The following is a 13,404-nucleotide window of genomic DNA, read 5'->3' as shown; positions in this document are numbered from 1 at the left end:
GTGCTACGTCGACCAGGCATAGGCTTAGACGGCCTCGTTGGACTCGTCCTCGAACGCGGCGAAGACCGGGTCTTCATGGACAATTTCCTGCTCGGCGATGAACTCGTAGCTCATCAGGCCTTCAGCGATTTCACGCAGGGCGACAACGGTCGGCTTGTCGTTTTCCCACTGGACCAGTGGCTCTTTGCCGCCGGTGGCCAGTTGACGGGCACGCTTGGTGGACAGCATGACCAGTTCAAAACGGTTTTCCACGTGGTTCAGGCAGTCTTCAACGGTTACGCGGGCCATGGTATTCCTCGGAGCGAATGCAATATGCGCGCTGCCCGGGTGGGCGAGCGGACTGAGCAGTTTAAAAAATCACCAGCGATTAGGGAAGCGCTGATTTTTTGACCAGACCCTTCAACGCGCTGCAAGCACCAATGTAAAGCCCTTGCAGCAGTTTTGGGAAGTGCTGTTTCAGCCCAGCAGTTCGGCCAGTAACTTGCCGAAACGCACCTGTTGGCGCTTCTGTTGCAACTGATTGGCGCGGAAAATCGCTTTCAGGTCGTCCAGCGCGTGGGCGAAATCGTCGTTGATGATCAGGTAGTCGTACTCGACGTAATGGCTCATCTCGCTGACGGCTTCACGCATCCGGCCGTCGATGATCTCGTCGCTGTCCTGGCCACGATTGGTCAGGCGCTGGTGCAGGGCCTGCAGCGATGGCGGCAGAATGAAGATCGAGCGTGCCTGCGGCATCAGCTTGCGCACTTGCTCGGCGCCTTGCCAGTCGATTTCCAGGATCAGGTCGTGACCTTCGTCCAGTGTCTGCTGCAGGCGGCTTTGCGAGGTGCCGTAGAAGTTGCCGAAGACTTCGGCGCGCTCAAGGAAGTCGCCGTGTTCGCCCATCTTCACGAACTCTTCGCGGGTCACGAAGTGATAGTTCACGCCGTCCACTTCACCCGGGCGCATGGCGCGGGTGGTGTGGGAGATCGACACGCGAATCTCCGGGTTGGCGTCGGTCAAAGCCTTGACCAGACTGCTCTTGCCCGCGCCCGATGGCGCGGAAATGATGTACAGGGTGCCGGTGTTGTGGGTCATGTCGGGGTAGCCTTACTCAATATTCTGCACTTGTTCGCGCATCTGCTCGATCAACACCTTGAGGTTGACGGCGGCTTGGGTGCTGCGCGGGTCGAAGGCCTTGGAGCCCAGTGTGTTGGCTTCGCGGTTGAGTTCCTGCATCAGGAAGTCCAGGCGGCGTCCGGCCGCGCCGCCGGATTTGAGCACCCGGCGCACTTCGATGATGTGGGTGCTCAGGCGATCCAGTTCTTCGGCTACGTCGCTCTTTTGCGCGAGGATGACCATTTCCTGTTCCAGACGCTGTGGATCCAGTTCGGCCTTCATGTCGGCGAAGCGGTCGAGGACTTTCTGGCGCTGGGTGGCGAGCATCTGCGGTACCAGTTCACGCAGGGTCACGACGTCTTCTTCAATGGACGTCAGGCGCTCATTGATCAGTCGCGCCAGCTCCGCGCCTTCGCGCTCGCGGCCGGCTTTCAGTTCTTTCAGACCTTGATTGAACAGGCCCAGCGCCTCGGCATTCAACGCCTGCGGATCGGTGGCGTCAGCTACCAGAACGCCCGGCCAGGCCAACACTTCCAGTGGATTCAATGCGGCAGGGTTCTTGATCAGGCCGGCAACTGTCTCGGCGGCGGCGACCAGTTGCGCAGCGCGCTCGCGGTCGACCTGCAGCGGCTTGCCGGTGCTTTCTTCGGTGAAGCGCAGGGTGCATTCCAGTTTGCCCCGCGACAGGCTCTGACGCAGCGCTTCACGCACAGCGCCTTCGAGGTCGCGAAACGACTCCGGCAGGCGCAGGTGTGGTTCCAGATAGCGGCTGTTGACCGAGCGCAGCTCCCAGCTCAGGGTGCCCTGGACGCCGGCTTTCTCGACGCGGGCGAAGGCGGTCATGCTGTGCACCATGGCGGTGACCTCGCAATGCAGATCGGCGCGAAACGTCAGTTCCGCAGGCTCGATATGAATGAATTAAAGCCGACTGGCAGCAAAGGCGCAGGATTGTAGCGCAGTGCGGCGAATGCGCCCAAACACACGGTGTGACAAAGGGCTGCAGGCCGTCGGTTATGCGTGTTCTAGCGCCTTCGGTCGTCACCCGGAATTTTTAACGAGTGCTCAGGTGCGGTGCAGCGCTCTATAATGCTCGGCAGTTTTCCGTCCCCAGTACAGGTATTCCCTATGAAACGTCCAAGTGGTCGCGCTGCCGATCAGCTCCGCTCGATCCGCATTACCCGCAACTACACCAAACACGCCGAGGGATCCGTACTGGTCGAATTCGGTGATACCAAGGTCATCTGCACCGTCAGCGTCGAAAACGGCGTGCCGCGTTTCCTCAAGGGCCAGGGCCAGGGCTGGCTGACTGCCGAATACGGCATGCTGCCGCGTGCGACCGGCGAGCGTAACCAGCGCGAAGCGAGCCGTGGCAAGCAGGGCGGTCGTACTCTGGAAATCCAGCGTCTGATCGGTCGTTCCCTGCGCGCTGCACTGGACATGTCCAAGCTGGGCGACGTGACCCTGTACGTCGATTGCGACGTGATTCAGGCTGACGGCGGCACCCGCACCGCTTCCATCACGGGTGCCATGGTTGCGCTGGTCGATGCACTGAAAGTGATCAAGAAGCGTGGCGGCCTGAAGGGCGGCGACCCGCTCAAGCAAATGATCGGCGCAGTGTCGGTCGGCATGTATCAGGGCGAGCCAGTGCTGGACCTGGACTATCTTGAAGATTCCGCTGCCGAGACCGACCTCAACGTCGTGATGACCAGCACCGGTGGCTTCATCGAGGTGCAGGGCACTGCCGAAGGTGCACCGTTCCAGCCTGAAGACCTGAACGCCATGCTGGAACTGGCCAAGAAAGGCATGAACGAAATCTTCGAACTGCAACAGGCGGCATTGGCCGACTGAGCAGGTTCGTAACCCGCAAGGAGGACGCGATGAGTGATGAGCAAGAGTTGCTGCCCAAACCGAGCCAGGAGGTTCGTCAATGGGCGATGTTTTGTCACTTGTCCGCCTTGCTGGGCATCTGGATTCCGTTCGGTAACCTGATCGGGCCGTTGATCCTGTGGCAGATGAAGCGCGAAACCGATCCGTTCATCGATGCCCAGGGCAAGGAAGCGCTGAACTTTCAGATCACCGTGGCGATTGCTGCAGCGATCTGTCTGCTGCTGATGGTGTTGATCATCGGCTTCTTCCTGCTGGGCCTGTTGGCCATTGGCGCACTGGTGCTGACGATCATTGCCGGGGTGAAGGCCAATGACGGGTTCCCGTATCGCTACCCGTTCACTTGGCGATTGATCAAGTAATAACCAATTGCGGTTTTTCCTGTGGGAGCGGGCTTGCTCGCGAAGGCGGTGGATCATTCAGCATGAGTGTTGGCTGACACCACGCCATCGCGAGCAGGCTCACTCTTACAGAAAGCAAAAACCAGCGCGCACAAAAAAGCCGACAGCGATGTCGGCTTTTTTGCATCCACGAATCGACGCTTAGATGGTCAGCGTCCAGTCGTAGTCGACGATCAGCGGCGCGTGCTGCGAGAACCGGGGCTGACGCGGCAGGCGTGCACTGCGTACAAAGCGGCGCAGGCCCGGAGTCAGGATCTGGTAGTCGAAACGCCAGCCCAGATTGAGCATCTCGGCCTGTTCGTTGTCCGGCCACCAGCTGTACTGGTCGCCTTCGCGGCTGACTTCGCGCAGGGCATCGACATAACCCATGTTGCCGACAATCTCGTCCATCCAGGCCCGTTCCGGCGCCAGGAAGCCCGGGGATTGCTGGCTGTCGCGCCAGTTCTTGATGTCGAGCTTCTGCTGCGCAACATACAGCGAGCCACAATAAATGTACTCGCGACGTTTGCGCCGCTGTTTGTCCAGGTATTTGCCGAAGTCGTCCATGAGCTTGAACTTCTGGTTCAAGTCCTCATCGCCGTTCATCCCCGAAGGAAGCAGCAAGGTGGCAATACTGACTTTGTCGAAATCTGCTTGCAGGTAGCGCCCGTAGCGGTCGGCCGTCTCGAAACCGAGACCGCTGATGACAGCCTTCGGTTGCAACCGCGAATACAAAGCCACGCCACCTTGGGCAGGGACTTCAGCATCGCAGGCATAAAGGAAGTAGCCATCCAGTTGGAAGGCTGGGTCATCCAGTTCAAAGGCGGAGGCACGGGTGTCCTGCAGGCAGATGACGTCGGCATTCTGTGCTTGCAGCCAACTGAGCAAACCACGCTCGACTGCAGCCTGAATACCATTGACGTTCACACTGATGATCCGCATAAATGGCCCCAAAAATCGCGTGCGTGTATGATACACGGCGTCAAGCTAATTAGCTAAATCCGTGGTATTTGGGGTTTTTTTCATGCAAGCGTATCAGCGCGATTTCATTCGTTTTGCCATCGATCGCGGCGTTTTGCGCTTCGGTGAGTTCACCCTGAAGTCCGGGCGCACCAGTCCTTACTTCTTCAACGCCGGCCTGTTCAACTCGGGTTCGGCCCTGGCGCAGCTGGGGCGTTTCTACGCGGCAGCCATTGCCGAAAGCGGCATTTCTTTCGATGTACTGTTCGGCCCGGCCTATAAAGGCATTCCGCTGGCGGCCACCACCGCTGTCGCGCTGGCCGAGCACCACAACCGTGATCTGCCTTGGTGCTTCAACCGCAAGGAAGCCAAGGCCCACGGCGAAGGTGGCAGCCTGGTCGGCGCGCCGCTGACCGGCAATGTGCTGATCATCGACGACGTAATCACTGCCGGCACCGCGATCCGCGAAGTGATGCAGATCATCGCCTCCCAGGACGGCGCCAAGGCCGCCGGCGTGCTGATCGCCCTCAATCGTCAGGAGCGTGGCAACGGTGAGTTGTCGGCCATTCAGGAGGTCGAGCGCGATTTCGGTATCCCGGTGATCAGCATTGTTTCGCTGAATCAGGTGCTGGAGTTCCTCGCTGACGATCCGCAGCTCAAGCAGCATCTGCCAGCCGTGGAAGCCTATCGCGCCCAGTTCGGCGTCTGACCGACTGGTGCAAAACCTGTGGGAGCGAGCTTGCTCGCGAATGCGGTGATTCAGCTTGCATCAATGTTGAATGTGCCGCCGTCTTCGCGAGCAAGCTCGCTCCCACAAAGTTTGCGATGATAAAAAAGACCCCGCTCAGCCAGGCTGAGCGGGGTCTTTTTGTTTGTACGCCGGCTTACGGACGCTTGCGATTGCTGATCAGCGTGCCCACACCAGTGTCGGTGAAGATTTCCAGCAGGATCGCGTTCGGTACGCGACCGTCGATGATCAGCGAGCTGCCGACACCGCCCTGAACCGCTTCCAGCGCGCAACGGATCTTCGGCAGCATGCCGCCGTAGATCGTGCCGTCGGCGATCAGGTCGTCGACCTGCTGGGTGCTCAGGCCGGTCAGGACGGTGCCCGACTTGTCCATCAGGCCGGCGATGTTGGTCAGCAGCATCAGCTTCTCGGCTTTCAGCGCCTCGGCAACTTTACCGGCCACCAAGTCGGCGTTGATGTTGTACGACTCGCCGTTCTCACCCACGCCGATTGGCGCGATCACCGGGATGAAATTGCCCTTGACCAGCAGGTTCAGCAATTCGGTGTTGATCCCGACGACTTCGCCTACCTGGCCGATGTCGATGATTTCCGGCTGGGTCATCTCCGGGGTCTGACGGGTGACCGTCAGCTTCTTCGCACGAATCAGCCCGGCGTCTTTACCGGTCAAGCCGATGGCGCTGCCGCCGTGACGGTTGATCAGGTTGACGATGCTTTTGTTGACCTGGCCGCCGAGGACCATTTCCACCACGTCCATGGTCGCGGCGTCGGTGACGCGCATGCCGTCGACGAAGTGGCTTTCGATCGACAGGCGCTTGAGCAGATCACCGATCTGCGGGCCGCCGCCGTGAACCACGACCGGGTTGATGCCCACGGCCTTCATCAAGACGATGTCGCGGGCGAAGCCGGTTTTCAGCTCCTCGCTTTCCATCGCGTTGCCGCCGTATTTGATCACCAGGGTCTTGCCGACATAACGTCGGATGTAAGGCAACGCTTCGGACAGGACCTGGGCGGTGTGGGCGGCGGCTTCGCGTTCGAGGGTCATTCAGGGCTCCGGGTGAATCAGAACGGTAGTTGGAGATCAGGTGCAACGCGTTTCAGTTGGGCGTGGAACACATCCTTGATGCGCTGCAATTCAGCCTCGTCATCGGCCTCGAAGCGCAGCACCAGCACCGGTGTGGTGTTGGACGCGCGCACCAGGCCCCAGCCTTTGGCGTAATCGACTCGCACGCCGTCGATGGTGGTCAGGTCAGCGCCTGCGCCCCATTGTGCGTCGTGCAGTGCATCAATGATGCTGAATTTGCTCTCTTCGGTCACATGGATATTGATTTCCGGCGTAGAAATATCATTCGGGAAGGTCGCAAACAGCTCCTCCGCGGTGGATTTTTCCTTGCTGAGGATCTCCAGCAGCCGCGCGGCGCTATAGATACCGTCGTCGAAACCGAACCAGCGTTCCTTGAAAAAGATGTGCCCGCTCATCTCACCGGCCAATAGAGCACCGGATTGTTTCATTTTCTTTTTGATCAACGAATGACCCGTCTTCCACATTAGCGGACGACCACCGTACTCCTTGATCAGCGGCACCAGGCGGCGGGTGCATTTGACGTCGAAGATGATTTCCGCGTCCGGGTTGCGCGCCACCACGTCGCGGGCGAACAGCATCAGCAGGCGGTCCGGGTAGACGATGCTGCCGGTGTTGGTCACCACACCGACACGGTCACCGTCGCCATCGAAGGCGAGGCCGATATCGGCGTTGGTTTCCTTGACCTTGGCGATCAGGTCGACGAGGTTTTCAGGCTTGCCCGGGTCCGGGTGGTGGTTGGGGAAGTTGCCGTCGACTTCGCAGAATAGCGGGATGACTTCGCAGTTCAGCGCTTCGATCAGTTGCGGGGCGATCACCCCGGCTGCGCCGTTGCCGCAGTCGACCACGACTTTCAGGCGCCGGGCCAGTTTGATGTCCTGGACGATTTCGGTGGTGTAGCGGTCGAGGATTTCGACCCGCGTGACGCTGCCCTGACCGTTGGTCAGGTCATTGCTCTTGATGCGCTCGTGCAGCACCTGGATCTGCTCGTTTGCGAGGGTGTCGCCGGCGATCACGATCTTGAAGCCGTTGTAGTTCGACGGGTTGTGGCTGCCGGTGAGCATCACTCCGGACTTGCCGGCCAGCACGTTGGCCGCGTAATACAGCGCTGGCGTCGGCACCAGGCCGACATCGCTGACGTGGCAGCCGCTCTCGGCGATACCGCGGATCAGCTCGGCCACCAGTTCCGGGCCGGACAGGCGACCATCGCGGCCGACCGACATGTTCGGTTCGCCCTGGGCCAGGCTCTGCGAGCCGATGGCGCGGCCGATCCAGTAAGCGGTTTCGGCATTGAGGAATTCCGGCACGGTGCCGCGAATGTCATAGGCGCGGAAAATGCTGTCGGGCAGCTTCGGGGCAATCTTGGCTGGGGTGCTCATCTGCACAAATGCTCCATCTCGAAAGTGGCGGGACAGACCGACGATTCACTCGGCGGCAGGCTCAAACTGAAGGGTATGACGGCGTTTTCCACAGAGAGTTCGTGGTGTGAAAGAGCCATGACGCCTCAGCTGGCGTGGCTTGTGGCCGACAAAACCCTGGTTTTCGGTGCTAAAACCTGCTGCAAAAGTTGCGCAAATTTTGTGGCGTTACTTGGTGCCGGTATGGCCGAAACCGCCCGCGCCGCGCTCGGTTTCGACGAACTCTTCCACCATTTCGAAGTGCGCCTGGACCACCGGTACCAGCACCAGTTGCGCCAGACGTTCGCCAACGGTCATGGTGAAATCGCTCTGGCCACGGTTCCAGCAGGACACCATCAGCGGGCCCTGGTAATCGGAGTCGATCAGGCCGACGAGGTTGCCCAGCACGATGCCGTGCTTATGGCCCATGCCCGAGCGCGGCAGGATCAGCGCGGCGAGGTTCGGGTCGCCGATGTAAACCGACAGACCGGTAGGGATCAGCACGGTTTCACCCGGCTTGATCACGATGTCCTCTTGCAGCATGGCGCGCAGGTCGAGGCCGGCGGAGCCCGGGGTGGCGTATTGCGGCAGCGGGAATTCAGTACCGATGCGTGGGTCGAGGATCTTGGCTTGCAAAGCGTGCATGTAAATTAAACCTGGTTCAGACGTTCGGCGATAAAAGTGACCAGTTGGCGAGCGATCTTGCTCTTGCTGGTCTGGGCGAAAACCGTGGCGTGCAGCGCACGGTCAATTACGCTGCAGGCGTTTTCTTCGCTGTTGAAACCGATGCTCGGATTGGCGACGTCGTTGGCGACGATCAAATCGAGATTCTTGTCCTTGAGCTTGCGTGCAGCGTAGTCGAGCAGGTGTTCGGTCTCGGCGGCGAAGCCGACACTGAACGGACGATCGGGACGGGTCGCAATGGTGGCGAGGATGTCGGGGTTGCGCACCATTTGCAGGACGAAGCCGTCGCCGCTTGTAGGGTCTTTCTTGAGTTTTTGCGGGGCAACGACTTCCGGACGGTAGTCCGCGACCGCTGCCGAGGCGATGAACACGTCGCAAGGGATGGCCGACTCACACGCGGCGAGCATGTCGCGGGCACTGACCACGTCGATACGCGTCACGCGATCCGGCGTTGGCAGGTGCACCGGGCCGCTGATCAGGGTCACGCGGGCGCCGGCTTCCACCGCGGCTTCGGCGAGGGCAAAGCCCATTTTGCCGGAGCTGTGGTTGGTGATGTAGCGCACCGGGTCGATGTTTTCCTGGGTCGGGCCGGCAGTGATCACTACGTGCTTGCCGGTCAGTGCCTGGCGCTGGAAGCAGTCTGCCGCGCACTGCGCCAGATCGGTGGCTTCCATCATCCGGCCCATGCCGACGTCGCCGCAGGCCTGGCTGCCCGAGGCCGGGCCGAAGGTCTTCAGGCCGCGGCTTTCGAGGAGTTGCAGGTTGGCCTGGGTCGCCGGGTCGCGCCACATCGCCTGATTCATTGCTGGCGCGACTGCCACAACGGCGTCGGTGGCCAGCACCAATGTGGTCAGCAAATCGTTGGCGATGCCTTGGGCCAGGCGGGCGATCAGGTCGGCGGTGGCCGGGGCGATCAGCACCAGATCGGCCCACTTGGCCAGCTCGATGTGGCCCATCGCGGCTTCTGCGGCCGGGTCGAGCAAATCGAGGTGAACCGGGTGGCCGGACAAGGCCTGCATGGTCAGCGGGGTGATGAACTCGGCGCCGCCATGGGTCATGACCACGCGCACTTCGGCGCCCTGGTCGATCAGGCGGCGAACCAGATCGGCGCTCTTGTAGGCAGCAATGCCGCCGCCGACGCCCAGAACGATGCGTTTCCGATACAGCCGCTGCATAGGTCTGCCTTTCATTTCGTGGGTGACATACGTGGCGAAACCCCCTCCCCAGGGTGAATTCGCCCGCAAAAAAGATGGGCTACGATATCACAGCGACCGCTACGGAACAGCGGCGCCCACAGACAAGGAATGTGTATGAGTATTCGCGATTGGCCTGCGGCGGAACGGCCGCGGGAGAAGCTGCTTGAACAGGGATCGGGAAGCCTTTCCGATGCTGAATTGCTGGCGATTTTTCTACGTACCGGGGTGTCCGGTAAAAGCGCGGTGGATCTGGCTCGACACCTTTTGAGCCAATTCGGCAGCCTGCGGGTTTTGCTCGAAGCCGATCTTGCGACGTTCAGCGAGCAATTGGGCCTGGGGCCGGCAAAGTTCGCCCAGCTGCAAGCGGTGCTGGAGATGGGGCGCCGACACCTGGCTGAGCGAATGCGCAAGAAGCCGGCGCTGGAGAGTCCTCAGGTGGTCCGCGATTACCTCAAATCCATGCTGCGTCACGAGCCGCACGAGGTGTTTGGATGCCTGTTTCTCGACTCCAAGCATCAAGTGCTGACCTTCGAGGCGCTGTTTCGCGGCTCGATCGACAACACCAGCGTGCACCCTCGGGAGGTTGTGAAGCGCGCGTTGGCCAATAACGCGGCGGCGGTGATCCTCTGTCACAACCACCCGTCGGGGAACAGCGATCCGAGTCAGTCGGATCGACTGCTGACCAAGCGTTTGCAGAAGGCTCTGGAATTGATTGATGTACGAGTGCTGGATCACTTCATCGTGGGCGAAGGCGAGCCGCTGTCTATGGCGGAGTGCGGCTGGATGTAACTCTCGGGAACGATGCAAATCCCTGTGGGAGCGAGCTTGCTCGCGAAAGCGGCCTGTCAGTAAACGTGATGCTGACTGACAGGCCGCCTTCGCGAGCAAGCTCGCTCCCACAGGTTTGATTGCATCCACAGGGTTTCGTGTCGGGCAGGTTATTTGAGGTTGACCTTGGAGTAGTCCTGCCGGCCGAACGGGCTCACCGAGTAACCCTGCACGTCTTTACGCGTCAGTGCGTAGGCGGTCGGGTGTGCCAGTGGCAACCATAGCGCCTGTTGCTGAATCTGCGTCTGCGCCTGCTCATACAGCTTGGTGCGCACGCCTTGCTCGCTGGTGGTCTTGCCGGCGCTGATCAGCTTGTCCAGATCGGCGTTGCAGTAGCGCGCGAAGTTGGTGCCCGATTTGACCGCCGCGCAGGAAAACTGCGGCGTGAGGAAGTTGTCCGGATCGCCGTTATCGCCGGCCCAGCCCATGAACAACAGGTCATGCTCGCCCGCCTTGGCGCGGCGAATCAGTTCGCCCCACTCGATCACGCGGATTTCCGCTTGAATGCCGATCTCGGCCAGGTCCGATTGCAACAGCTGGGCGCCGAGGCTCGGGTTCGGATTGAGCAGACTGCCCGACGGACGCGTCCAGATCGTGGTCTGGAATCCGTCCTTCAAACCGGCCTTGGCCAGCAGTGCCTTGGCTTTTGCCACATCGTGTGGATAGCCCGGCAGGTTCTTCGCGTAGCTCCAGGTATTCGGCGGGTACGGGCCGTTGGCGGGTTCGGCGGTGTCTTCGAACACGGCTTTGATGTAGTTGGCCTTATCGAACGCAAGGTTGATTGCCTGGCGCACTTCTGGTTTGTCCAGCGGCGGGTGCTGGCTGTTGATGCCGACGAAAGCGGTCATGAACGCGTCAGTCTTTTCCACTTTCAAGGTCGGCTCTTTCAGCGCGGCCTGTACGTCCAGTGGCTTTGGTGACAGGGCGATCTGACACTCGTTACGCCGCAGCTTTTGCAGGCGCACATTGGCATCCGGCGTGATGGCGAAGATCAGCGGATCCACTGCAGGCTTGCCGCCGAAGTAATCCGGGTTGGCCTTGTAGCGGATCGACGCATCTTTCTGAAACCGGGTGAACACGAACGGACCGGTGCCGATTGGCTGGCTGTTGAGCTTGTCCGTGGCGTTGGCCTTGAGCAGTTTGTCGGCGTATTCGGCGGAATAGATCGAGGCGAAACCCATGCTCAGGGTGGCGAGGAAGGTCGAATCCGGGTGGTCGAGGGTGAAGCGCACGGTCAGCGGATCCAGTGCGTCGATTTTCTTGATCAGCGCCGGCAACTGCATCGACTGCGCATGCGGGAAGCCGCTTTGCGCGACCTTGTGCCATGGATTGGCCGGATCGAGCATGCGGTCGAAGCTGAATTTGACGTCTTCGGCGGTCAGCTCGCGGGTCGGTTTGAAGTATTCGGTAGTATGAAACTTCACCTGTGGATGCAGTTTGAAGACATACGACAGCCCGTCGGTGCTGACTTCCCAGCTGTCGGCCAGGCTCGGGACCACTTTGCCGCTGGCGGTATCGAAGTCCACCAGGCGGTTCATCAGCACATCGGCCGAGGCGTTGGTGGTGGTCAGCGAGTTGTATTGCACCACGTCGAACCCTTCCGGGCTGGCCTCGGTACAGACGCTCAGGGCAGCGGCCTGGGCCAGAGGGCTCAGCAGGAGCGGGGCGAGCAACAGGGGTAGGGCAGCGAGGCGCATGGTCGGTTTCCTTTTACAGATCGAAGGCCCATCTGCAAGTGCAGTCTGGAAAAGGCCTACCCTAGAGGTCGCGATTGCAAATGACTATCCCCTTTTTGCATTTTTGGGGCAGGGCTTATGCAATTTCGACTGTCTGCTGGTGCATGCAAAGGCGTGATACCCTTCGCGGCCGGTTTTCTGCGACGAGCGGTAAAAGGCGACGGCGGCCTTTGTGTAAAGCGCTCGCAGCCCGAATTTGCGCCTTTTTGCCGATTGATTGCACACCGATTGTTGTTGCTCCCCGGTCTTTCTGGTATAAAGCAGCGCTCTTTTCTAGGGGCCCGGTTCCTTCACTGTAGGTGTAGCCGGTAAGACCTCTAAAGAAACGCGGCGCCTGGCGCCAAATGACTGAGAGATTAAGCGGCCAACCCATGCCGGGTTGGGCATGTGGTTTTAGAGGGCTGAGGCATGTCTAGAGTATGTCAAGTTACCGGTAAGGGTCCGGTAACCGGGAATAACATTTCCCACGCAAACAACAAAACCCGTCGTCGTTTCCTGCCGAACCTGCAGCATCACCGCTTCTGGGTTGAAGAAGAGAAACGTTTTGTGCGTCTGCGCGTATCTGCCAAAGGCATGCGTATCATCGACAAGCGTGGCATCACTGTCGTGCTCGCCGAACTTCGCCGCGATGGCAAGATTTAAGGGAGCTAATCATGCGTGAATTGATTCGTTTGATCTCGAGCGCCGGTACTGGTCACTTCTACACTACCGACAAGAACAAGCGTACTACCCCGGACAAAATCGAGATCAAGAAATATGATCCGGTTGTTCGCAAGCACGTGATCTACAAGGAAGGCAAAATCAAGTAATTGATTTTTCCGGACTTACAAAAAAGGCCCGTATCTCACGATACGGGCCTTTTTTGTTGCCTCGGGTTTCTGTGGTTTCTGGCCTGGCCTCATCGCTGGCAAGCCAGCTCCCACATTGATCGCTGGTGTTCAAAATTTGTGTTCACCGCAAAACCTGTGGGAGCTGGCTTGCCAGCGATAGGGCCGGATCAGTCAGCGAGAATCTCAAGCCTTCTGTTCAAAGATCACATAGATCTTGCGGCAAGCTTCAAGCACTTCCCAGGTTCCACGAAACCCTGCCGGAATCACGAAGCGATCGCCCACGCGCAAGGTCTTGGCATTGCCATCGCTGTCTCGCAGCACCGACACCCCCTGCAGGATTTCGCAGTATTCATGCTCGGTGTAATTCACTGTCCACTGACCGACCGCACCTTCCCACACACCGACATTCATTTGCCCGCAAGGGCTGTCGTATTGATTGAACACCGCTTGCTCGGGATCGCCCTTGAGCACTTTGGCCGGGTCCGGGCGATAGCGTTCGGCTTCGCTGCTGGTCAGGCTGATGTCGACGACGTTCTGGATGTTCATTGTTGTTTTCTCCCGTGATGACGGCGCGGTGGTTGGAAA

General features: G+C 59.8%; 15 protein-coding genes and 1 pseudogene. 6 read left to right on the top strand and 10 right to left on the bottom strand.

The features are described 5' to 3' along the window. Nucleotides 1-24: 24 nt before the first annotated feature. From rpoZ to HV782_RS00170, 3 genes are all read right to left on the bottom strand, one after another. Entirely contained in the window at nt 25-288 is a 264-nt protein-coding gene (gene rpoZ / locus HV782_RS00180; protein ID WP_123469860.1) for a DNA-directed RNA polymerase subunit omega, read from the bottom strand. Nucleotides 289-456: 168 nt separating this feature from the next. Further along, a complete protein-coding gene (gene gmk, locus HV782_RS00175; RefSeq protein WP_123469858.1) occupies nt 457-1,077 on the bottom strand; it encodes a guanylate kinase in 621 nt (206 codons plus the stop codon). A gap of 12 nt (nt 1,078-1,089) precedes the next feature. Next, on the bottom strand, nt 1,090-1,953 hold the full coding sequence (locus HV782_RS00170) for a YicC/YloC family endoribonuclease (protein WP_186743957.1): 864 nt from the start codon (nt 1,951-1,953) through the stop codon (nt 1,090-1,092). 270 nt (nt 1,954-2,223) lie between these two features. Between HV782_RS00170 and rph the strand changes: the two genes are divergently transcribed. Continuing rightward, nucleotides 2,224-2,946, top strand: coding sequence for a ribonuclease PH (gene rph / locus HV782_RS00165; RefSeq protein WP_123469854.1), 723 nt, complete (start codon nt 2,224-2,226; stop codon nt 2,944-2,946). Nucleotides 2,947-2,975: 29 nt separating this feature from the next. Then, nucleotides 2,976-3,344: a DUF4870 domain-containing protein gene (locus HV782_RS00160; RefSeq protein ID WP_025112709.1), complete on the top strand. Its 369-nt coding sequence runs from the start codon at nt 2,976-2,978 to the stop codon at nt 3,342-3,344. A 180-nt stretch (nt 3,345-3,524) separates the two neighbouring features. On the opposite strand, the gene crc is transcribed toward HV782_RS00160, so the two are convergent. Further along, a complete protein-coding gene (gene crc, locus HV782_RS00155; RefSeq protein WP_007920349.1) occupies nt 3,525-4,304 on the bottom strand; it encodes a catabolite repression control protein Crc in 780 nt (259 codons plus the stop codon). A gap of 82 nt (nt 4,305-4,386) precedes the next feature. Here crc and pyrE point away from each other — a divergent pair, with 82 nt between their 5' ends. After that, nucleotides 4,387-5,031, top strand: coding sequence for an orotate phosphoribosyltransferase (gene pyrE, locus HV782_RS00150; protein WP_075946864.1), 645 nt, complete (start codon nt 4,387-4,389; stop codon nt 5,029-5,031). Between the two features lie 175 nt (nt 5,032-5,206). On the opposite strand, the gene argB is transcribed toward pyrE, so the two are convergent. The 4 genes and pseudogenes from argB to coaBC all read right to left on the bottom strand — a co-directional run bounded on the left by argB (nt 5,207) and on the right by coaBC (nt 9,404). Then, nucleotides 5,207-6,112 carry an acetylglutamate kinase gene (gene argB / locus HV782_RS00145; RefSeq protein ID WP_003229488.1) on the bottom strand — a complete coding sequence of 302 codons (906 nt, stop codon included), beginning with the start codon at nt 6,110-6,112 and terminating at the stop codon, nt 5,207-5,209. A gap of 17 nt (nt 6,113-6,129) precedes the next feature. Then, nucleotides 6,130-7,506: pseudogene (locus tag HV782_RS00140) on the bottom strand (phosphomannomutase/phosphoglucomutase); the annotation flags it as partial. Between the two features lie 228 nt (nt 7,507-7,734). After that, a complete protein-coding gene (gene dut / locus HV782_RS00135; protein ID WP_123469848.1) occupies nt 7,735-8,190 on the bottom strand; it encodes a dUTP diphosphatase in 456 nt (151 codons plus the stop codon). A 5-nt stretch (nt 8,191-8,195) separates the two neighbouring features. After that, nucleotides 8,196-9,404, bottom strand: coding sequence for a bifunctional phosphopantothenoylcysteine decarboxylase/phosphopantothenate--cysteine ligase CoaBC (coaBC, locus tag HV782_RS00130; protein WP_007920365.1), 1,209 nt, complete (start codon nt 9,402-9,404; stop codon nt 8,196-8,198). Between the two features lie 135 nt (nt 9,405-9,539). Between coaBC and radC the strand changes: the two genes are divergently transcribed. Further along, nucleotides 9,540-10,214, top strand: a complete 675-nt coding sequence (gene radC / locus HV782_RS00125; RefSeq protein ID WP_186743961.1) for a RadC family protein — start codon at nt 9,540-9,542, stop codon at nt 10,212-10,214. A 149-nt stretch (nt 10,215-10,363) separates the two neighbouring features. Here the strand turns inward: radC and HV782_RS00120 are convergent, their stop codons facing one another. Next, nucleotides 10,364-11,950 (bottom strand): ABC transporter substrate-binding protein, encoded by a 1,587-nt coding sequence (locus HV782_RS00120; protein WP_186743963.1) that lies wholly within the window; start codon nt 11,948-11,950, stop codon nt 10,364-10,366. Nucleotides 11,951-12,397: 447 nt separating this feature from the next. On the opposite strand from HV782_RS00120, the gene rpmB reads away from it, so the two are divergent. Both rpmB and rpmG read left to right on the top strand, forming a co-directional pair. Continuing rightward, on the top strand, nt 12,398-12,631 hold the full coding sequence (rpmB, locus tag HV782_RS00115) for a 50S ribosomal protein L28 (RefSeq protein ID WP_007920377.1): 234 nt from the start codon (nt 12,398-12,400) through the stop codon (nt 12,629-12,631). Between the two features lie 11 nt (nt 12,632-12,642). Then, nucleotides 12,643-12,798, top strand: a complete 156-nt coding sequence (gene rpmG / locus HV782_RS00110; protein WP_003177274.1) for a 50S ribosomal protein L33 — start codon at nt 12,643-12,645, stop codon at nt 12,796-12,798. A gap of 204 nt (nt 12,799-13,002) precedes the next feature. Here rpmG and HV782_RS00105 read toward each other — a convergent pair whose 3' ends face one another. Beyond that, nucleotides 13,003-13,365, bottom strand: coding sequence for a cupin domain-containing protein (locus tag HV782_RS00105; protein WP_123469842.1), 363 nt, complete (start codon nt 13,363-13,365; stop codon nt 13,003-13,005). Nucleotides 13,366-13,404: the final 39 nt, after the last annotated feature.

The organism is Pseudomonas monsensis (assembly GCF_014268495.2).
Classification (GTDB): Bacteria; Pseudomonadota; Gammaproteobacteria; order Pseudomonadales; family Pseudomonadaceae; genus Aquipseudomonas; species Aquipseudomonas monsensis.
This window is presented reverse-complemented; position numbering and strand designations above follow the sequence as displayed.